Origin of the sequence: Kitasatospora sp. NPDC059462 (genome assembly GCF_042749955.1) — a bacterium.
Taxonomy (GTDB): Bacteria; Actinomycetota; Actinomycetes; order Streptomycetales; family Streptomycetaceae; genus Kitasatospora.
In genome coordinates this window covers 1-21,059 of the sequence record NZ_JBHYUU010000001.1, presented here as the reverse complement: position 1 = coordinate 21,059, position 21,059 = coordinate 1, and the positions used below count along the sequence as shown (strand labels likewise).

At 74.5% G+C, this 21,059-nt stretch carries 11 protein-coding genes and 1 pseudogene; 11 read left to right on the top strand and 1 reads right to left on the bottom strand.

Annotated features, from left to right (window positions below; genetic code table 11):
* The first annotated feature begins 78 nt into the window (after window positions 1-78).
* The 11 genes from ACFXAM_RS00060 to cimA all read left to right on the top strand — a co-directional run bounded on the left by ACFXAM_RS00060 (window position 79) and on the right by cimA (window position 20,845).
* Window positions 79-3,114: an AAA family ATPase gene (locus tag ACFXAM_RS00060; RefSeq protein WP_380286645.1), complete on the top strand. Its 3,036-nt coding sequence runs from the start codon at window positions 79-81 to the stop codon at window positions 3,112-3,114.
* A gap of 598 nt (window positions 3,115-3,712) precedes the next feature.
* Complete coding sequence (locus ACFXAM_RS00055; protein WP_380286765.1) at window positions 3,713-6,637, top strand: putative bifunctional diguanylate cyclase/phosphodiesterase; 2,925 nt, start codon at window positions 3,713-3,715, stop codon at window positions 6,635-6,637.
* Window positions 6,638-6,945: 308 nt separating this feature from the next.
* Entirely contained in the window at window positions 6,946-8,799 is a 1,854-nt protein-coding gene (locus ACFXAM_RS00050) for an acetolactate synthase large subunit (protein ID WP_380286644.1), read from the top strand.
* Between the two features lie 35 nt (window positions 8,800-8,834).
* Window positions 8,835-9,359: an acetolactate synthase small subunit gene (gene ilvN, locus ACFXAM_RS00045; protein ID WP_030302941.1), complete on the top strand. Its 525-nt coding sequence runs from the start codon at window positions 8,835-8,837 to the stop codon at window positions 9,357-9,359.
* 109 nt (window positions 9,360-9,468) lie between these two features.
* Entirely contained in the window at window positions 9,469-10,467 is a 999-nt protein-coding gene (gene ilvC / locus ACFXAM_RS00040) for a ketol-acid reductoisomerase (protein WP_350550163.1), read from the top strand.
* A gap of 241 nt (window positions 10,468-10,708) precedes the next feature.
* Window positions 10,709-12,292: a phosphoglycerate dehydrogenase gene (gene serA / locus ACFXAM_RS00035; protein ID WP_380286643.1), complete on the top strand. Its 1,584-nt coding sequence runs from the start codon at window positions 10,709-10,711 to the stop codon at window positions 12,290-12,292.
* A 309-nt stretch (window positions 12,293-12,601) separates the two neighbouring features.
* On the top strand, window positions 12,602-12,763 hold the full coding sequence (locus ACFXAM_RS00030; protein WP_350550157.1) for a hypothetical protein: 162 nt from the start codon (window positions 12,602-12,604) through the stop codon (window positions 12,761-12,763).
* A 242-nt stretch (window positions 12,764-13,005) separates the two neighbouring features.
* The gene (locus ACFXAM_RS00025; RefSeq protein ID WP_380286642.1) at window positions 13,006-16,380 is read left to right on the top strand and encodes a S8 family serine peptidase; all 3,375 of its coding nucleotides are present in this window, start codon (window positions 13,006-13,008) and stop codon (window positions 16,378-16,380) included.
* A 109-nt stretch (window positions 16,381-16,489) separates the two neighbouring features.
* Entirely contained in the window at window positions 16,490-17,527 is a 1,038-nt protein-coding gene (locus ACFXAM_RS00020; protein ID WP_380286641.1) for a 3-isopropylmalate dehydrogenase, read from the top strand.
* 219 nt (window positions 17,528-17,746) lie between these two features.
* A complete protein-coding gene (locus tag ACFXAM_RS00015) occupies window positions 17,747-18,859 on the top strand; it encodes a branched-chain amino acid aminotransferase (RefSeq protein ID WP_380286640.1) in 1,113 nt (370 codons plus the stop codon).
* Window positions 18,860-19,219: 360 nt separating this feature from the next.
* Window positions 19,220-20,845 (top strand): citramalate synthase, encoded by a 1,626-nt coding sequence (gene cimA / locus ACFXAM_RS00010; RefSeq protein ID WP_380286639.1) that lies wholly within the window; start codon window positions 19,220-19,222, stop codon window positions 20,843-20,845.
* A 115-nt stretch (window positions 20,846-20,960) separates the two neighbouring features.
* On the opposite strand, the pseudogene ACFXAM_RS00005 reads toward cimA, so the two are convergent.
* A pseudogene (locus tag ACFXAM_RS00005) lies at window positions 20,961-21,059 on the bottom strand (ATP-binding protein); the annotation flags it as partial.

Sequence of the window (21,059 nt, the reverse complement as noted above, 5' to 3'; positions counted from 1 at the left end):
AGCGCCTCCCCCTCCGGGCGTTCGAGGGGCGGGATAACCCCTCGGAGGGCAGCGGACCCGTATGGCATGCTCGCCTCCATGCAGCAGATCTCGGTGAGTCCCGTCTTCGTCGGCCGCGATCCGGAGCTCACCGACCTGGCGGACGCGCTGCGCCGGGCCGGCCGCGGCGAGCCGCAGACCGTGCTGATCGGCGGCGAGGCGGGTGTCGGCAAGACCCGGCTGCTGGAGGAGTTCCTGCGCCGGGCCGACGACCGGGGCGTGCTCACCACCGTCGGCGGCTGTCCGGAGGTCGGCGCCGAGGGACTGCCCTACGCTCCGCTGGCCACCGCGCTGCGCCGGCTGCACCGCTGTCTGGGCACCGAGCTGGAGAGCGCCGCGGCCGGGATGGAGGGCCATCTCGCCCGGCTGCTGCCGGACTTCGGCGAGGCCGACGGCGAGCCCAACGACGAGTACGGCCGGGCCCGGCTGTTCGAGCACACCGCGAGGTTGTTCGAACGGCTCGGCGCGGACCGTACCCTCGTGCTCGCCGTCGAGGACCTGCACTGGTCCGACCGCTCCACCCGGGAGCTGTTCGCCTACCTGGTCCGCACCCTGCACCGGGCCCGCGTCCTGCTGGTCGCCACCTACCGCAGCGACGACCTGCACCGCCGCCACCCGCTGCGGCCCTTCCTGGCCGAGCTGGAGCGGCTGCGCACGGTGCGCCGGCTGGAGCTGGAGCGGTTCGGCCCCGGCGAGGTGGCCGCCCAGCTGGCCGGCATCCTCGGCACCGCGGCGCCCGACCGGCAGCTGGTCGAGCGCATCCACCGCCGCTCCGAGGGCAACCCGTTCTTCGTCGAGGAGCTCGCCACCGCCCTGCGGGAGGGCTGCTCGGCCGGGCTCACCGACTCCCTGCGCGACATCCTGCTGGTCCGGGTCGAGGCACTGGACGAGGAGACCCAGCGGGTGCTGCGGATCGCCGCCGAGGGCGGCTCCCTGGTCGAACACGCCCTGCTCGCCGCCGTCCTGGAGGACGAGGAGCGGCTGATCGGCTCGCTGCGCGCCGCGGTCGGCGCCAACATCCTGCGCCCGGACCCGGACGGCGACGGCTACCGGTTCCGGCACGCGCTGGTCCGCGAGGCCGTCTCGGACGACCTGCTGCCCGGCGAGCGGCACCGGATCAACCGCCGGTTCGCCGAGGCCCTGGAGGCCGAGCCGCAGCTGGTCGGCGCCGACGCCCGGCCGGCCCGGCTGGCCAACTACTGGTACCACGCCCACGACCCGGCCCGGGCCCTGCCGACCGCGCTGGACGCCGCCCGGGCGGCCCGCCGCCGCAACGCCTTCGCCGAGCAACTGCGGATGCTGGAACGGGCCCTGGAGCTGTGGGACGAGGTCCCCGGCGAGCAGCTGGCCGGCACCCTGCGCCCGTACGACTGGGCCGAGACCTATCCGCCGTGCTCCTGCGACACGGACCTGCACGACGAGGACTGCGACCGGCTCTGCCGGATCGACGTGCTGGCCGAGGCGGTGGTCGCCGCCCGCCGCAGCGGTGACCGGGAACGCGGGCTGAGCCTGGCGAAGCGGGCGCTCCAGCTCGTCGACGAGAACGACCACCCGGCCCGCGCCGCCTGGTTCCGGATCAACCGCGCCCGGATGCTCGGCCACCTGCGCCGCTCCGGTGACACGGAGGAGATCGCCTACGCGCACCGGCTGGTCGAGCACCTGCCGCCGTCCGCCGTGCAGGCCGAGGTGTTCGCGCTCGGGGCGGGCGCCGGGATGCTCTCCAACCCCCGCCCCGAGCTGGTCGCGCTCGCCGAGCGGGCCGCCCGGATCGCCCGCGAGGTGGGCGCGCCCACCGTCGAGCAGCACGCCCTGATGACCATCGGCGGGCTGCGCAACGACCTGGACGCCGATCCGGAGGCCGCGGTGGCCCAGCTGACGGCGGCGGTCGAGGCCTCCCGCCGGCTCGGCGCCCCGGACCTGCTGCTGCGCGGCCTCAACAACCTGTCCTCGCTGCTGCGCGGCCTCGGCCGGGCCGAGCAGGCCGCGGAGCTCGCCCGGGAGGGGCTGGACTCGGCCCGCCGCAACGGCCTGCAGCGCAACATCGGCACCATCCTGACCGGGAACCTCGCCGAGGCGCTGATGGACCTCGGGCGGATCGACGAGGCCGAACTGGTGCTCGCCGAGGGCGACCTGACCAGCCCGACCGGCACCCACGCGGAGTTCCTGGACCGGCTGCGCGGGGAGCTCGCCCTGCTCCACGGCGACGTGGCCGGCGCCGGCGCGCTGCTCGCCCAGGCCCGGGCCGCCAACCGGGTCGGCCAGATCCAGCACTCCGTGCCGATCGGCCGGCTCGCGGTGCGGATCGCCGCCCGGGCGGGCCGCCCGCTGGAGGCCCGCGCCGAGCTGCTCGCCGCCCTGGCGGGGGCGTTCCCCTGCGGCTACCTGGCCGACTGCTTCCCGCTGCTGGTCGACGGCGCGGGCGTCGAGGCGGACAGCCGGGGCCTGCCGGAGGCCGAACCGGGCCGGGCCGCGGTGCTGGCCAGGATCGTCGAGGTGGCGTCCGGGCTGACCCCGACGGTGCCGCTGCACCACGGCTGGGCCCGGCTGCTGGAGGGCGAACTGGCCCGGGCCGAGGGGGCGGACACCCCGGCGCACTGGGCCGCCGCGGTCGAACGGCTGCGTCCGACCGGGCTGCCGTACCCGCTGGCGTTCGCCCTGCTGCGGGCCGGCGAGGCCGAGGTGCTGGCCGGGCGCCGCGAGGCGGGGGCCGAACTGCTGCGCGAGGCGCGGGAACTGGCGACCGTCCGGGGTGACGCCGGGCTGCGCGCCGAGGTCGACGCGCTGGCCGAGCGGGCGGGGCTGACGGTCGTCGCGGGCCGTCCCGCACCCGCCGCGGCGGCGCCGGCGGGGGACTCCTTCGGTCTCACCCCCCGTGAGCGGGACGTGCTCCGATTGCTCGCGCGGGGGCGCACCAACCGGCAGATCGCCGAGGAACTGTACATCTCGCCGAAGACGGCGAGCGTGCACGTCTCCAACATCCTGGGCAAGCTGGCGGTCGCCGGCCGGGGCGAAGCCGCCGCGCTGGCGCACCGCTTGCGGCTGTTCCCCGAGGATCTGGCCCCGGCCGGCCGCTGACCGCCCGCCGTCCGCCTGCCGCGGGCCGGTCCGCCGGGCCGGGGCCGGCCGTCTGCCGGTCCGGCCGGTGTCGCGCGGGCGCCGCCCCGTGCTCCCGTGCGCGCCGCGTGAGCCCCCGCCCGTGCGCCCCCGCCAACCGGCCCGTTCCGGTGGAATCGGGTGTAATTCCCCACCCCGAGGCCATTACTCTAAGTTGAGTGTGCGTGTCATTGAGTGACCGAAGTGGTGTAGGGTCCCGGACGGGAACATCGGTGTGGCGGGACGGCCGGCAGGCCCCCCGCCCCCTGGGCCACCGCCCCGACGGGGCGCCAGGTCACCGCGTACGGCCACCAGGCGCGCGGCCGGTGGTCCGTGACCCGGGCGCGAGGCCCCGGGCCGGAGGGGGAGAGGTCGAGTGAGCTCCACCGACGCGGTGCTGCCCGGAGCCGGACGGCCGGAGGCACCGGACACCGACCTGCTCACGGGCGGACCGCCGCCCGTGACCGGTCCGACCGCCGGAGCCCCGGCCCCGCCCCCGGGCGGCGCGCCCCGGTCCGCCCTCCGTGCGGCCGCCCCGCCGGCACCCGGGTGCCGCAGACCCGGGCCGCTCCGCCGGGCGCTGCACAGCCGCAGACTGCCCGGGGCCGCCCTCGGCGTGCTCTGCCTCGCCTACGCCCTCGGCGCGGCACTCGGCTGGGGCTCGCGCCAGATCGCCGTCTTCATGGGCGACTTCGGCCTGGCTGCCGCCGCCCTCGCGGCCGCGCTCTCCTGCCTGGCGTACGGCTGCACGGTCGGCGGCCACGCCCGCCCGGCCTGGCTGCTGTTCGGCCTTTCCTCGCTCATGGTCGCCTTCGGCAACGGCACCTGGGGCTGGTACGAGCTGGTCGAACGCACCCCGCTGCCGCCCAACTCGCTCGCCGAGTACGCCTTCCTGCTGTTCGCCCCGCTCGCCATCACCGGCGTCCTGGTGCTCGCCCAGCGCCCGCGCACCGCCGCCGGCTGGCTCTGCCTGCTGCTCGACGGCTGGCTGGTGGCCGGCTCGCTGTTCACCCTCAGCTGGAGCCTCGCGCTCGGCCGCACCGCCGCCGGCGAGGCCGGCTCCCCGCTGCGCCTGGCCCTCAACCTCGCCTACCCGGTGCTGGACATCCTGCTGGTCTCGCTGGTCGTCGGCCTGCGCTTCGGCGGCCGGGACGGCAACCGGGCCGCCGTCCACACCGCCATGGTCGGCCTCGCCGTCACCGTGCTCTGCGACGCCCTGTTCACCTCGCCCGAACTGCGCAGCAGCTACCACTCCGGCGAACTGCTGGACGCCGGCTGGTTCGCGGGCAGCCTGCTGCTCGCCTGGGCGCCGTGGTCCCCGCGCTGGCGCCGCCCGCTGCGCGAGCACCCCGCGCTCGGCGGCCTGCCGCGCCGCCGGGTCGCCACCACCTTCAGCGCGCTCACCCCGTACGCCGCCGCCGCGGTCTGCACCGCCGGGATCCTCTACAACGCCCTCGGCGGCCGCTCGCTGGACCGGGTGGTCGCCTCGGCCGCCTGCACCGTCGGCCTCGCGCTGATCCTGCGGCAGGGCATCATGCTGCTCGACAACCTCTCGCTGGCCCAGGAACTCGCCCACAAGGAGGCGCACTTCCGCTCCCTGGTGCAGGGCTCCAGCGACGTCATCATGATCGCCGGGGCCAACGGGGTGCTCTCCTACGTCTCCCCGGCCGCGCTGGGCGTCTACGGGCGCGATCCGGAGGAACTGGTCGGCGGCAACCTGCTGGACCTCATCCACCCCGAGGACGTCGACCGGGTGCTGCTGGAGGTCCGCCGCTTCCTCGCCCGCGGCCGGCTGGCCGCCCACCGCGACCCGGGCGGCGAGCCGCTGCCCGCGGCCCGGGTGGAGTGCCGGATCGGCTCCGGCGCCGGTGAGTGGCTGCACGTCGAGTCGACCGTCGACCGGTACCGCGACGGCCTCATCCTGAACAGCCGCGACGTCACCGAACGGGTCATGCTCCAGGCCCAGTTGCAGCACAACGCCTTCCACGACCCGCTCACCGACCTGCCCAACCGGGCGCTGTTCACCCAGCGGCTGCGCACCGCGCTGGCCGCCCGCGGCCCGCAGGACGAGGCCGGCGCCGGGGTCGCGGTGCTCTTCCTCGACCTCGACGGCTTCAAGGCGGTCAACGACACCGCGGGCCACCAGGTCGGCGACGAACTGCTCGTCCAGGCCGCCCGCCGGCTCCAGGGCGCCGTGCGCTGCGGGGACACCGTCGCCCGGTTCGGCGGCGACGAGTTCGCCGCCCTGGTCTGCGGCCCGCTCGGCCGCCTCCAGGTCCAGGAGCTCGCCGACCGGCTGCGCACCGCGCTCTCCGAGCCCTACTGGATCGGCGGCAGCGAACTCAGCGTGGCGGCCAGCATCGGCATCGCCTTCGGCAGCCCCGAACGCGGCCCGGCCGCCGATCCGCGGGCCGGGGCCGACGAGCTGATGCGCAACGCCGACCTCGCGATGTACCGCGCCAAGTCCGAGGGCAAGGGCCGGGTCATGCTCTACTCCCCGGCCATGCGCGCCGACCTGGAGCGCCGCACCGAACTGGACGAGCGGCTGCGGGCGGCCGTCCGGGAGGGCGGCTTCGCGCTGCTCCACCAGCCCGTGGTGGACCTCGTGAGCGGCGCGGTCACCGCCGTCGAGGCCCAGGCCCGCTGGCGCTCCGTGCAGGGCCTGCTGCTCACCCCGGCCGAGTTCCTGCGCTCCACCGAACACGGCGACGCCGCCGCCCGGTTCTCCCGCTGGCTGGTCCGCGAGGCGGTCGCCGCCGCCGCGCTGCGCCGCGGCCTGCCCGTCTGCGGCCGCCCCGCCGCCCCGCCGGTCCCGGTCTCGGTGCGGCTCTCCGCCGAACGGCTCTGCGCCCCCGGCCTGTACGAGACGGTGGCCGCCGCCCTGCGCGACAGCGGCCTGCCCGGCGGCCAGCTGATCGTCGAGGTGGCCCGGATGGGCCCGGACGAGCTGGCCGACGAACTCGGCCGCCGGCTCGCCGCGCTGCGCCGCCTGGGCGTCTCCACCGCGCTGGCCGGCTTCGGGGCCGGCGGCGGCTCGCTCGGCGCGCTCGCCCGGCTGCCCTTCGACGGCCTCAAGCTGGACCGCTCGCTGGTCCACGACCTCGGCGACTCCGCGCTCGCCCGCACGCTCGCCGGGCACGCCCTGCGGCTCGGCCGGGACCTCGGTCTGGTCACCGCCGCGGAGGGCGTCGACCTGCCCCGCCAGGTGGCCGTGCTGCAGGAGTTGGGCTGCCGCCAGGTGCAGGGCTCGGCCTTCTCCGCCCCCCTGGACGAGACCAGGCTGCGGCGCGCCCTGGCCCGCCGCGTCTACCCGGTGCCGCGGCCGCCCGGCCCGCTGCCGGCCCGGCGAGCGTACCTGGCCGCGGACACCCGGACGAGTGGGCGCGCGGAGGGCGGCCAGGGACGTGTCGTAGCTCACCACAACCCCTCCGACCTGCCCGAACACCCGGCCGTCGCAGGTCCGGGAGCGGGTCCGCATGGCGAGACTGTCGTCCCACCTGCTTGACAGTCGGGCCGTGACGGGAGGAAGGTCGTTGCCATGCGCACCCGAATTCTCGTACTTGGCGGGCGCGTCGGCTGAGCGGGCCATGCCCCGCTCGTGACAGACCGACGCGCCACCCCTCGCATGCCCTTGGGCACGAGGGGTTTTTTGTTGCACCGACGCCGTTCCACCACTGCAAGACCCCTGGCCCCGAGGCCCCGCGAAAGGGACGATTGGGGCAGAGCCGGCGATCGGCCCGCAAGCGGGACCCCATCCCTCGACCCCGGGGCCCGCAACCACCGGGCCGGCCAGAACCGAGAAGAGACAGGCAGATGACTGAGCACGCCGCAGCCCCCCGCCGTGGGGACACCCCGGCCGCCCACGCTCCCGCTCCGCAGCACGTCGTCGAGACCATGACCGGCGCCCAGTCGCTCATCCGCTCGCTGGAGGCCGTCGGCGCGGACACCGTCTTCGGCATCCCCGGCGGGGCCATCCTTCCCGCGTACGACCCGCTGATGGACTCCACCAAGGTGCGTCACATCCTGGTCCGCCACGAGCAGGGCGCCGGTCACGCCGCCACCGGGTACGCCCAGGCCACCGGCCGGGTCGGGGTCTGCATGGCGACCTCCGGCCCGGGCGCGACCAACCTGGTCACCCCGATCGCCGACGCCTACATGGACTCGGTGCCGATCGTCGCGATCACCGGCCAGGTCGCCTCCCAGGCGATCGGCACGGACGCCTTCCAGGAGGCGGACATCTGCGGCATCACCATGCCGATCACCAAGCACAACTACCTGGTCACCGACCCGGCCGAGATCCCCCGGGTGATCGCCGAGGCGTTCCACATCGCCGCCACCGGCCGCCCCGGCCCGGTCCTGGTCGACATCGCCAAGGACGCCCTGCAGGCCACCACCACCTTCCGCTGGCCGGCCGAGACCTCGCTGCCCGGCTACCGCCCGGTGACCAAGCCGCACGCCAAGCAGATCCGCGAGGCCGCGAAGATGCTGGTCACCTCCAAGCGCCCGGTGCTGTACGTCGGCGGCGGCGTCATCAAGGCCGGTGCCACGGCCGAGCTGCGGATCCTCGCCGAGCTGACCGGCGCCCCGGTGGTCACCACCCTGATGGCGCTCGGCGCGTTCCCGGACAGCCACCCGCAGCACCTGGGCATGCCCGGCATGCACGGCTCCGTCCCGGCCGTCACCGCGCTGCAGAAGGCGGACCTGCTGTTCACCCTCGGCGCCCGCTTCGACGACCGGGTCACCGGCAAGCTGGACAGCTTCGCGCCGTACGCCAAGGTCGTCCACGCCGACATCGACCCGGCCGAGATCGGCAAGAACCGCCCGGCCGACGTGCCGATCGTCGGCGACGCCCGCGAGGTGCTGGCCGACCTCATCGTCGCCGTCCAGGCCGAGTTCGACGCCGGCCACAAGGGCGACTACGGCGACTGGTGGGAGCGGCTCGACGAGTGGAAGCGGACCTATCCGGTGGGCTACGAGCCCGCGGCGGGCGGCCAGCTCTCCCCGCAGCAGGTCATCGAGCGGATCGGCCGGCTGGTCGGCCCGGACGCCATCTACGCGGCGGGCGTCGGCCAGCACCAGATGTGGAGCTCGCAGTTCATCCAGTTCGAGAAGCCGGCCACCTGGCTCAACTCCGGCGGCGCCGGGACCATGGGCTACGCCGTGCCGGCCGCGATGGGCGCCAAGGCGGGCCGCCCGGAGACCGCGGTCTGGGCGATCGACGGCGACGGCTGCTTCCAGATGACCAACCAGGAGCTGGTCACCTGCGCCCTGAACGGCATCCCGATCAAGGTCGCGGTCATCAACAACGGGTCGCTGGGCATGGTCCGGCAGTGGCAGACGCTGTTCTACAACCAGCGCTACTCCAACACCGTGCTGCACTCCGGCCCCGGCCACGACGGCATCGAGCCGCCCGCCCAGGGCACCCGGATCCCCGACTTCGTCCTGCTCGCCGAGGCGATGGGCTGCGTCGGCCTGCGCTGCGAGCGCCCCGAGGACCTCGACGCGGTGATCAAGCAGGCGATGGAGATCGACGACCGCCCGGTGGTCATCGACTTCATCGTCCACCAGGACGCCATGGTCTGGCCGATGGTCGCGGCCGGCACCAGCAACGACGAGATCCAGTTCGCCCGCGGGGTGCGCCCCGACTTCGGCGACGACCTCGACTGAGCCCCTTCCGGAACGACCAAGGGAACCCACGACCCATGTCCAAGCACACCCTGTCCGTCCTGGTCGAGAACAAGCCCGGCGTGCTCGCCCGGATCGCCGCGCTGTTCTCCCGTCGGGGCTTCAACATCGACTCCCTCGCCGTCGGCCCCACCGAGCATCCGGACGTGTCCCGGATGACCATCGTGGTCAACGTCGAGGACCTCCCGCTGGAACAGGTCACCAAGCAGCTCAACAAGCTCGTCAACGTGATAAAGATCGTCGAACTCGACCAGTCCGCTGCGATCCAGCGGGAACTGGTCCTGGTGAAGGTCCGCGCCGACAACGAGACCCGGTCGCAGATCGTCGAGATCGTCCAGCTGTTCCGCGCCAAGACGGTCGACGTGTCCCCGGACGCGGTGACCATCGAGGCCACCGGCAGCTCGGACAAGCTGGAGGCCATGCTCCGGATGCTGGAGCCCTACGGCATCAAGGAGTTGGTCCAGTCCGGCCTGGTCGCCATCGGACGCGGCGCCCGTTCGATCACGGACCGCTCGCTGCGCGCCCTCGACCGCAGCGCCTGACCCGCGCCGCGTCTCACACCCTGATTACCGCCCCACCCCTTCACCGGGTCCGCATACGGTAGGAACCGACGCAGACCCAGGCAAACCACTCGCAAGGAGATGTGCCCCCGTGGCCGAGCTGTTCTACGAAGACGACGCCGACCTGTCCATCATCCAGGGCCGCAAGGTCGCGGTCATCGGCTACGGCAGCCAGGGCCACGCCCACGCGCTGTCCCTGCGCGACTCGGGCGCGGACGTCCGGGTCGGCCTGAAGCCGGAGTCCAAGTCCCGCCAGAAGGCCGAGGAGGCCGGTCTGCGCGTGGTCACCCCCGCCGAGGCCGCGGCCGAGGCCGACGTCATCATGATCCTGGTCCCGGACCCGATCCAGGCCGACGTCTACGAGGCGGACATCGCCCCGCACCTGAAGGCCGGCGACGCCCTGTTCTTCGGCCACGGCCTGAACATCCGCTTCGGCTTCATCAAGCCGCCGGCCGACGTCGACGTCTGCATGGTCGCCCCGAAGGGCCCGGGCCACCTGGTCCGCCGCCAGTACGAGGAGGGCCGCGGCGTCCCGGCGATCGTCGCCGTCGAGCAGGACGCCTCCGGCAAGGCCTTCGACCTGGCGCTGTCCTACGCCAAGGGCCTGGGCGCCACCAAGGCCGGCGTCATCAAGACCACCTTCACCGAGGAGACCGAGACCGACCTGTTCGGTGAGCAGGCCGTCCTCTGCGGTGGCACCGCCGCCCTGGTGAAGGCCGGTTTCGAGACCCTGGTCGAGGCCGGCTACCAGCCGGAGATCGCCTACTTCGAGTGCCTGCACGAGCTGAAGCTCATCGTCGACCTGATGTACGAGGGCGGCCTGGAGAAGATGCGCTGGTCGGTCTCCGAGACCGCCGAGTGGGGCGACTACGTCACCGGCCCGCGGATCATCACCGACGCCACCAAGGCCGAGATGAAGAAGGTCCTCGCCGAGATCCAGGACGGCACCTTCGCCAACACCTGGATCGCCGAGTACAAGGCCGGTCTGCCGAAGTACAACGAGTACAAGAAGGCCGACGAGGACCACCTGCTGGAGACCACCGGCAAGAAGCTGCGCAAGCTGATGAGCTGGGTCAAGGAAGAGGCCTGAGCGGCACCGGGCGCACGCTGAGTCGGACCCTCTCGATTTTGTAACGCCCTTGTACAACTAGGCTGCTCCCGTCCGGGTGATTTCGCCGGACGGGAGCAGCCGGGTATCCAGCCCGTCGATACACTTCCGAGTGCGCGTCAGGCCCACAGCGTCGTGCGTCTACCTACGCGGCATGCCACCTTCCCCCGCCCTCCACGCCACCTTCGTGCTCGGGGGAACCGGACAGTTAGGACACACTGTCGTGAGCAAATCCGTAGTTCTGATCGCCGAAGAGCTCTCGCCCGCCACGGTCGACGCCCTTGGCCCCGACTTCGAGATCCGCCACTGCAACGGCGCGGACCGCACCGAGCTGCTGACCGCGATCGCGGACGTCGACGCCATCCTGATCCGCTCCGCCACCAAGGTCGACGCCGAGGCGCTGGCCGCCGCGCGCAAGCTCAAGGTCGTCGCCCGGGCCGGCGTCGGCCTCGACAACGTGGACGTCTCCGCCGCCACCAAGGCCGGCGTCATGGTCGTGAACGCGCCGACCTCCAACATCGTCACCGCCGCCGAGCTCGCCTGCGGCCTGCTGATCTCCGTCGCCCGCAACATCGCGCCGGCCAACGCCGCGCTCAAGGGCGGCGAGTGGAAGCGCAACAAGTACACCGGCGTCGAGCTGAGCGAGAAGGTCCTCGGCGTCGTCGGCCTCGGCCGGATCGGCGTGCTGGTCGCCCAGCGGATGTCGGCGTTCGGCATGAAGATCGTCGCGTACGACCCCTACATCCAGGCCGCCCGCGCCGCGCAGATGGGCGTCAAGCTGGTCTCGCTGGAGGAGCTGCTGGAGGTCTCGGACTTCATCACCGTCCACCTCCCGAAGACCCCAGAGACCCTCGGCCTGATCGGCGACGAGGCGCTGCACAAGGTCAAGCCGACCGTCCGGATCGTCAACGCCGCCCGCGGCGGCATCGTCGACGAGGAGGCGCTGCTCAGCGCCCTGCGCGACGGCCGGGTGGCCGGCGCCGGCCTGGACGTGTACGCCAAGGAGCCGTGCACCGACTCCCCGCTGTTCGCCCTCGACAACGTGGTGGCCACCCCGCACCTGGGCGCCTCGACCGACGAGGCCCAGGAGAAGGCCGGCATCGCCGTCGCCCGCTCGGTGCGCCTGGCGCTGGCCGGCGAGCTGGTGCCGGACGCGGTCAACGTCCAGGGCGGCGTGATCGCCGAGGACGTCCGCCCGGGCCTGCCGCTGGCCGAGAAGCTCGGCCGGATCTTCACCGCGCTGGCCGGCGAGGTGGCGGTGCGGCTCGACGTCGAGGTGCGCGGCGAGATCACCCAGCACGACGTCAAGGTGCTCGAACTGTCCGCCCTCAAGGGTGTGTTCGAGGACGTCGTGGCCGAGACGGTGTCCTACGTCAACGCCCCGCTGTTCGCCCAGGAGCGCGGCGTCGAGGTGCGGCTGACCACCTCCAGCGAGAGCCCCGAGCACCGCAACGTCATCACCGTGCGCGGCACCCTCGCGAACGGCGAGGAGATCGCCATCTCCGGCACGCTGGCCGGCCCCAAGCAGGTCCAGAAGATCGTCGGCGTGGACGCCTTCGACGTGGACGTGGCGCTGACCGACCACATGGCCTTCTTCAAGTACGAGGACCGCCCGGGCGTCGTCGGCGTCCTCGGCCGCCACCTCGGCGACGCCGGCATCAACATCGCCGGCATGCAGGTCGCCCGCGACGGCAGCGGCGCGCTGGCCTCCCTCACGGTGGACAGCGAGATCCCGCAGGACGTGCTGTCGGCCATCGCCGCCGAGATCGGCGCCCGCTTCGCGCGCTCGGTCGACCTGGGCGCCTGATCCCGCGACGCCCCCCGCACCACCCCTCACCAGGGCCCGGACCACCGCACGGACGGCGGTCCGGGCCCTGGTGCGTTCCTCCGGGTGACGGTCGTCTCAGATAGTAGGAAATCCAAGTATCCGGGCAGACACCGCACGGCCGGGGCCGTACCGTGGTGGAAGCCGTACGGTGTGCCGCCCCTGTAGCCAGGGTGTGCGGCCCGTGCGTGCCCGTACGCCCGATGGGCAGGTGATCCCCGCCCGGTGTACCCCCCTCCTCCCCACCGCCGCGTCCGTTCCGACGGCGCGTATCGAACCAAGGAGCCCGGTATGCCCCCCACCGCCGACCGCCACGCCGCTTCCGCCCCCGCCGCCCCGCAGACCCGCGTCCCGCGCCGCCGCCGGGCCGCCGAGCGGAACCCCTTCGCCGCCGCCGCGCTCCAGCGCGCGCTGGACCGCCGCGACAACGGCGGCGTGACCGGCCACCACTGAGCCGCCGCCCGGGCCCCGGGCGTCCGGGCCGCCCGGTGGCGTTCATCCGCCGAATGGGCCGAACGGGCTGACGGAGCATCACTCCAAGGGGTGCAACTTGCCACCGTTCGGGGGAGGTTGCTCGCCCCGACCGGCGCGATATTCCTAATTTGGGGCCCCCGGAAGGGTGATCGACGGCCGCACGGGCGGGCGTCAGCGGCACGGGACGCGGATCACTTCCCCCGGCCGGGGGAGAGGACCTCATGCGTCGTCCCACCGTCCGCCGGCCACTCGCCCGGATCGGCCTCGCGCTGGCCCTGCTGGCCGGCGCCGGACCGGCCCTGCTGACCGGCGCCGCCCCGGCCGCCGGCCACCCGCCCGCGAGCCCGGTGGCCCCGGCCACCGGCCCGCCCGTCCCGGTCCTGCTGGAACTCGCCACCGAGCCCGTCGCCCCCGTCTGGCGGCGGGCCGGTGACGAGGCCCGCCGCCGGCAGCGCTCCCCGGAGGCCGCCCGCCGGGAGGCCGCCCTGGCCGGCGCCGCCCAGCGGGCCCGCGCCTCCGCCGCGCTGGACCGGGTGGCCGACGCCGTCCACGGCGCGGTGCCCGCCGCCCACGAGCTCTACCGCACCCGCACCCTGGTCACCGGCCTCGCGGTGAGCGCGCCGGCCGGCCGGCTGCCCGCGCTGCGCACCCTGCCCGGGGTCACGGCCGTGCACCCGATCCTCCGCAAGCGGCGCGACAACGCGTACTCGGTGCCGGTCACCGGCGCGCCCGAGGTCTGGGCGCAGGCCCTGTCCGGCACCACCGGGGAGGGCATCCGGATCGGCGTCGCCGACAGCGGCATCGACTACACCCACGCCGACTTCGGCGGCCCCGGCACCGAGGAGGCGTTCCGGTCCGTCGACGGCGCGAAGCCCGCGCCCGCCGGACTCTTCCCCAACGCCAAGGTCATCGGCGGCCGCGACCTGGTCGGCGACGACTACCAGCCCGACCCGGACGCCGCGCACTACCAGCCCGACCCGCACCCCGACGACAACCCGATCGACTGCGACCGCAACGGCCACGGCACCCATGTGGCCGGCACCGCCGCCGGCCTCGGCGTCACCGCCGACGGGCAGCCCTACCGCGGCCCCTACCGTCCCGGCCTGGACCCGGCCGGCTTCAAGGTCGGCCCCGGCGCCGCGCCCGGCGCCCGGCTCTACGCGATCCGGGTCTTCGGCTGCGACGGCTCCACCGACCAGCTCGGCCACGCCCTCGACCTGGCCGCCGACCCGGACGGCGACGGCGACCCGGGCGACCGGCTCGACGTCCTCAACCTCTCGCTCGGCAGCCGCTTCGGCTCCACCGACGACGCCGACGCCCTCGCCGTCGACCGGCTCGCCGAGCTCGGCACCGTGGTGGTCGCCGCCGCGGGCAACGAGGGCGACGTCTACGGCATCGGCGGCAGCCCCGGCACCGCCGCCCGGGCCGTCGCCGTCGCCGCCTCGGTCGACCCGCACGGGGACGCCGACGGCATCACCGTGCTCGACCCGCCGTCGCTCGCCGGCGTGCTGCCGGCCCACTGGAGCGCCCGCTACCGGGACTGGTCCACCGCCGACGTCGGCGGTGAGCTCGCGCTGCCCGCCGACCAGGCCGACGGCTGCACGGCCTTCTCCGAGGCCGACCGGCAGCGGCTCGCCGGGCGGATCGCGGTGCTCGCCTGGAGCACCCGCGAGTCCGAGCGCGCCTGCGGTTCGGGCCCGCGCGCCGACCACGTCGCCGAGGCGGGAGCGGCCGGCGCGCTGCTGGCCGCCGACGACGACCACCTCGCCGAGATCGCCGGCAACGACCGGGTGCCGCTCGCCCTGCTCGGCCGCGCCGACGGCGAACGGCTGCGGGCGGGCGCCGCCGCCGGGCCGGTCCGGGTCCGCCTCGCCGCACCCGGCAACCCGCTGCACGGCGCCGCCGCCCAGGACCAGCCGCAGCGGCTCGACACCCTCACCGACTTCACCTCGCGCGGGATCGGCGTGCCCGGCGTCGTCAAGCCGGACCTCGCCGCCCCCGGCGAGACCGTCTGGTCGGCCCTGGTCGGCAGCGGCACCGGCGGCCAGCGCGAGGACGGCACCTCGATGGCCACCCCGCACGTCGCCGGGCTGGCGGCGCTGGTGCGCGCCGTGCACCCGGACTGGAGCGTCGAGCAGGTGAAGGCCGCGCTGATGAACACCGCGGGGGACACCTGGCTCGGCGACGGCGCCACCGGCCCGGTCTACGGGCCCGAGCGCACCGGAGCCGGCCGGGCCGCCGTGGACCGCGCGGTGCGCACCCCGGCCGTCGCCTACGCGGCGGGGGAGGGCGCGGTCGAGGGCGCGGTCGGCGTCTCCTTCGGCCCGCTCGCCGTCACCGGGCCGCTCGCCCTGGTCCGCGAGGTCGAGGTGCGCAACCTCTCCGCCGCCCCGGTCGCCTACCGCACCGGCTACGCGGCCGCCACCGACGCGCCCGGCGCCGCCTTCGAGCTCGCGCCCGGGCGGGTCGAGATCCCGCCCGGCGGCGCCGCGCGGGTGCGGATCACCCTCCGGGTGCCCGGTGCGCTCGGCCGCGCCCCCGATCCGACGACCGCGACCGTCCAGGGCGGCCAGGCCCGCAGCTACCGGGGCGAGCTCTCCGGCCGGCTGCTGCTCACCCCGGAGGACCCGGCCGCCCCCGGGCTGCGGGTGCCGCTGTTCGCCGCCCCGCGGGCAGCCTCCGAGCTGGCCGCCACCGCCCCGGTCCGCACCGTCCGCGACGGCGCGCTGGCCGTCCTCACCGGCAGCGGCACCCCCGGCGGCGGGCCCGGCCTGGTCAGCGCCTTCGCGCTGGGCGGGGAGGGCGGCCGCTGGCCCGACTGCCCGCCGGACAGCGGCGCGGGCGTCGGCCCCGGCGCGGGCATCGTCCCGGAGGGCAGCACCGGGGAGGCCGAGCACCTCCAGGACCTCTGCGTCGAGCACCCCGGCGACCGGGCCGCCGGCCTGCGCGCCGTCGGCGCCGCCACCGACGCGCCCGCCGTCACCGGCGACCCGCTCGCCGAGGGCCGGCTCTACCTGGGCGCCCGGGTGTGGGCGCCGGCCGCCACCCCGGTCGGGCTGTTCGCCGTCCGGGCCGCGCTGGACACCGACGGCGACGGCGTCACCGACGTGATCGTCAAGGCCGACCGGCTGCGCGGCAGCGACGTCCTGGTGGCCCGCGCCCTGGACGCCCGCACCGGCACCGAGCTGGACGTCCAGCCGCTCAACGCCCGCTGGGGGGACACCGACACCGCGCTGCTGGACTCCGACGCGGTCGTGCTGCCGGTCCGGCTGGCCGTCCTGCCGGGCATCGGCCCCGGCCGCAGCACCGTCCACTACGCGCTGTGGACCGGTCTCACCGGCTCCGGGACTCCCGATCCGGCCGAGGCCTTCTCCGCGATCGGCCTCCAGGGCACCCGGCCCACCCTCCCCGTCGACGTCCTCCATCCCGCCGTCGACATCCGCACCGGCCCCGGCGGCCCCGCCGCGATCGCCGCCCCGGTCCACCCCGGCACCGTCCTCGACATCCGCCGCAGCGGCCCCGCCCAGGCCCGGGTCCTGCTCCTCCACCACCTCGACCCGGAGCCCGGCCGCAGCCAGGTCCTGACCCTGCCGTAGCCCGGCCCAGGGGCGCCCGGCGACCGTCGGGCGCCCCTCGGACGGGGCGGTTTGTCCGAATGGCGGACGCGGGATGTCAGGCTCTGGGACACCGGAGTAGCCTCCGAGCATGTCTCGCACGATTCGTCTCGCAGTCGTCCCCGGTGACGGAATCGGCCAGGAAGTGGTGGCCGAGGGTCTCAAGGTCCTGGGGGCGGTGCTTCCCGCCGATGTGAAGCTGGAGACCACCGAGTTCGACCTCGGGGCCCGGCGCTACCACCGCACCGGTGAGACGCTCCCGGACAGCGTCCTGGCGGAGCTCAAGGCCCACGACGCGATCCTGCTCGGTGCCATCGGCGACCCGAGCGTGCCGTCCGGGGTGCTGGAGCGCGGGCTGCTGCTCAAGCTGCGGTTCGCCTTCGACCACCACATCAACCTCCGTCCGGGGCGGCTCTTCCCCGGGGTGAAGTCCCCGCTGGCCGGTGACCCGCAGATCGACTTCGTGGTCGTCCGCGAGGGCACCGAGGGCCCGTACGTCGGCAACGGCGGCTCGCTGCGCACCGGCACCGAGCACGAGGTGGCCACCGAGGTCAGCCTCAACACCGCGTTCGGCATCGAGCGCGTGGTGCGCGACGCCTACCGGCGGGCCCAGGCGCGTCCGCGCAAGAAGCTGACCCTGGTGCACAAGAACAACGTGCTGGTGCACGCCGGCCACCTGTGGACCCGGATCTTCGAGCAGGTCGGCCGGGAGTTCCCCGAGGTCACCACCGACTACCTGCACGTCGACGCGGCGACCATCTTCTTCGTCACCCAGCCCGAGCGGTTCGACGTCATCGTGACCGACAACCTGTTCGGCGACATCCTGACCGACCTGGCCGCCGCCGTGACCGGCGGGATCGGCCTGGCCGCCAGCGGCAACATCAACCCGAGCGGTGCCTTCCCGTCGATGTTCGAGCCCGTGCACGGCTCGGCGCCGGACATCGCCGGCCAGGGCAAGGCCGACCCGACCGCCACCGTGCTGTCGGTCGCCATGCTGCTCGACCACCTCGGGTACCCCGCCGAGGCCGCCCGGATCGAGGACGCGGTCGCCGCGGACCTCACCGGGCGCACCGGGGCCCGCACCACCGCCCAGGTCGGCGACGCGCTCGCCGCCCGAGTATCCGCCTAGGAGGCCGGAACCCGACAAACGGTGTTCCGGCCCCCGCGGGCCGGACCCCATAACGGCAGCTTGCGGATCTCCAAGGAGCCCGCGGCTGTTCGGCACGGCCCTCTGGATGCGAGTATCGACAGTGGGCCGTGCCGTCGTGCGTCCGTTCCGTCCGAAACAGGCGGAACGTTCATCCGGCGGAGCGGCCCGGACCAACCCCACGGTGAAGGACACACAGCCATGAGCACGCCCACCCAGGCGCCCATCACGTTCGACCTCAAGCCCTCCGCCCACCCGCTCTCCCCGGCGGAGCGCGAGGCCCGGCTGGCCAACCCGGGCTTCGGGCGCGTGTTCACCGACCACATGGTCACCATCCGCTGGACCGAGGGCGTGGGCTGGCACGACGCCCAGCTGGCGCCCTACGCGCCGATCGAGATGGACCCGGCCAACATGACCCTCCACTACGGTCAGGCGATCTTCGAGGGCCTCAAGGCCTACCGCCAGGCCGACGGCTCCATCGCGACCTTCCGCCCGGAGGCCAACGCGGCCCGCTTCCAGGCCTCCGCCCGCCGCCTGGCCATGCCCGAGCTGCCGGTCGAGGCCTTCGTCGAGGCCGTCGAGCTGCTCGTCCAGCAGGAGCAGGCCTGGGTCCCGACCGAGCCGGAGCAGAGCCTCTACCTGCGCCCGTTCATGTTCGCCACCGAGGTCGGCCTGGGTGTCCGCCCGGCCAACTCCTACCTCTTCATGATCATCGCCTCGCCGGCCGGCGCCTACTTCCCCGGTGGCGTCAAGCCGGTCTCGGTCTGGCTCTCCGAGGACTACGTGCGCGCCGCGCCCGGCGGCACCGGCGCCGCCAAGTGCGCCGGCAACTACGCCGCCTCCCTGGTCGCCCAGGCCGAGGCCGCCGCCAAGGGCTGCGACCAGGTCGTCTGGCTCGACGCCGCCGAACACCGGTGGATCGAGGAGATGGGCGGCATGAACCTCTACTTCGTCTTCGGCGAGGGCGCGGACGCCCGGATCGTCACCCCCGAGCTGTCCGGCGCCCTGCTGCCCGGCATCACCCGCGACTCGCTGCTGCAGCTCGCCGCCGACCTCGGCCACGCCGTCGAGGAGCGCCGGATCTCCACCGACGAGTGGAAGCAGGGCAACGCCGACGGCACCCTCACCGAGGTCTTCGCCTGCGGCACCGCCGCCGTCATCACCCCGGTCGGCTCGGTGAAGTCCAACGGCGGCGACTGGACCGTCGGCGCCGGCGAGCCCGGCCCGGTCACCATGGAGCTGCGCCGCGCCCTGCTCGCCATCCAGGGCGGCCAGGCCCCCGACACCCACGGCTGGCTGCACAAGATCGTCTGACGCCCCCGCCGCGGCCCGTCCGCCCCCCGCCGTCCCGTCCCGGATGGCGAGACGGGCGGGCCGCGATCCGGATGATGTGCCTACACTGCGAGCGTGTCCTCGCTGTCGCTGATTATTAGCAGCAGGCGCGCCGGTCCGCAGTGACCGCCACCGCACCACCCGATGCGGGGCGACCACCAGCGTCCAGACCCGCGCGCAGACCTCTCGCACCCGCGAGGGGTCTTTTTGTTTCCCCGGACCGGCCGGAGGCCCCCACAAGGGGCCCAGGGACACCGGGTGCGCGCGGGATGCTGGACAGTGGAGCCGGATTCAGAACCGGCAGAGCAGTAGCCGACCTCCCGGAACGGAGAACCCAGGGTCATGACCCAGGCGACCAACCTCCCCGACGACGCGTTCCACGTCTTCGACACCACCCTGCGCGACGGCGCCCAGCGCGAGGGCATCAACCTCACGGTGGCCGACAAGCTCGCCATCGCCCGGCACCTGGACGAGTTCGGCGTCGGCTTCATCGAGGGCGGCTGGCCCGGGGCCAACCCCCGGGACACCGAGTTCTTCGCCCGCGCCGCCGAGGAGCTGGACCTCGCGCACGCCCAGCTGGTCGCCTTCGGCGCCACCCGCCGGGCCGGCGGCCGCGCCGCGGACGACCCGCAGCTGGCCGCGCTGGTGAACTCCGGAGCGCCCGTGATCACCCTGGTCGCCAAGTCCCACGACCGGCACGTCGAGCTGGCGCTGCGCACCACCCTCGACGAGAACCTGGAGATGGTCCGCGACAGCGTCGCCCACCTGCGCTCCCTGGGCCGCCGGGTCTTCATCGACTGCGAGCACTTCTTCGACGGCTACCGGGCCAACCGGGCGTACGCGCTCTCCGTGGTCCGCGCCGCCCACGAGGCCGGCGCCGAGGTGGTGGTGCTCTGCGACACCAACGGCGGGATGCTGCCCTCCGGCGTGCGCGAGATCGTCGCCGACGTGTTGGCCGACTGCCACACCTACAAGCCCGGCGCCCGGCTCGGCATCCACGCCCAGGACGACACCGGCTGCGCCGTCGCCAACACCCTGGCCGCGGTCGACGCCGGCGCCACCCACGTCCAGTGCACCGCCAACGGCTACGGCGAGCGGGTCGGCAACGCCAACCTCTTCCCGGTGGTCGGCGCGCTGGAGCTCAAGTACGACCGCCGGGTGCTGCCGCCCGGCAGCCTGGCCGAGATGACCCGGATCTCGCACGCGATCGCCGAGCTGGTCAACCTCACCCCGTCCACCCACCAGCCCTACGTCGGCTTCTCCGCCTTCGCCCACAAGGCGGGCCTGCACGCCTCGGCGATCAAGGTCGACCCGGACCTCTACCAGCACATCGACCCGGAGACGGTCGGCAACACCATGCGGATGCTGGTCTCCGACATGGCCGGCCGCGCCTCCGTCGAGCTCAAGGGCAAGGAGCTCGGCTACGACCTCTCCGCCGACCGGGACCTCGCCGGCCGGGTGGTCGCCAAGGTCAAGGAGCAGGAGAGCCTCGGCTACACCTACGAGTCCGCCGACGCCTCCTTCGAGCTGCTGCTGCGCGACGAGGTGCGCGGCGGGCGCCAGCGGTTCTTCACCCTGGAGTCGTGGCGGACCATCAGCGAGCAGGGCCCGGGCGGCAACGCCGGCAACGAGGCGACGGTCAAGCTCTGGGCCAAGGGCGAGCGGATGATCGCCACCGGCGAGGGCAACGGCCCGGTCGACGCGCTGGACCGGGCGCTGCGGACCGCGCTGGAGCGGATCTACCCGCAGCTGGCGAAGCTGGAGCTGGTGGACTACAAGGTCCGCATCCTGGAGGGCCAGCACGGCACCGGCTCCAAGACCCGGGTGCTGATCGACACCACCGACGGCACCGCCACCTGGTCCACGGTCGGGGTGGCCGACAACGTGGTGGCGGCCTCCTGGCTGGCGCTGGAGGACGCCTACACCCACGGCCTGCTGCGGGTCGGCCTGGAGCCGGACGCGGCGTAGGGCCGGTCCCGCCCGGCGGGGACAGCAGGGCGCGGCCCGTGGACCGGAGGGTCCGCGGGCCGCGCCGTGCGGCCGTGCGTCGTCGGGTGGTGCGTCGTCGGGCAGCGCCCCCGGTTCACCGCAGGCGGGCGAGGAGGGCGTGTTCGACGAGGGTGATGAGGGCGCTCTTGGCGCTGTCGCGGCGTCGGGCGTCCAGGGTGATGACGGGGGTGTC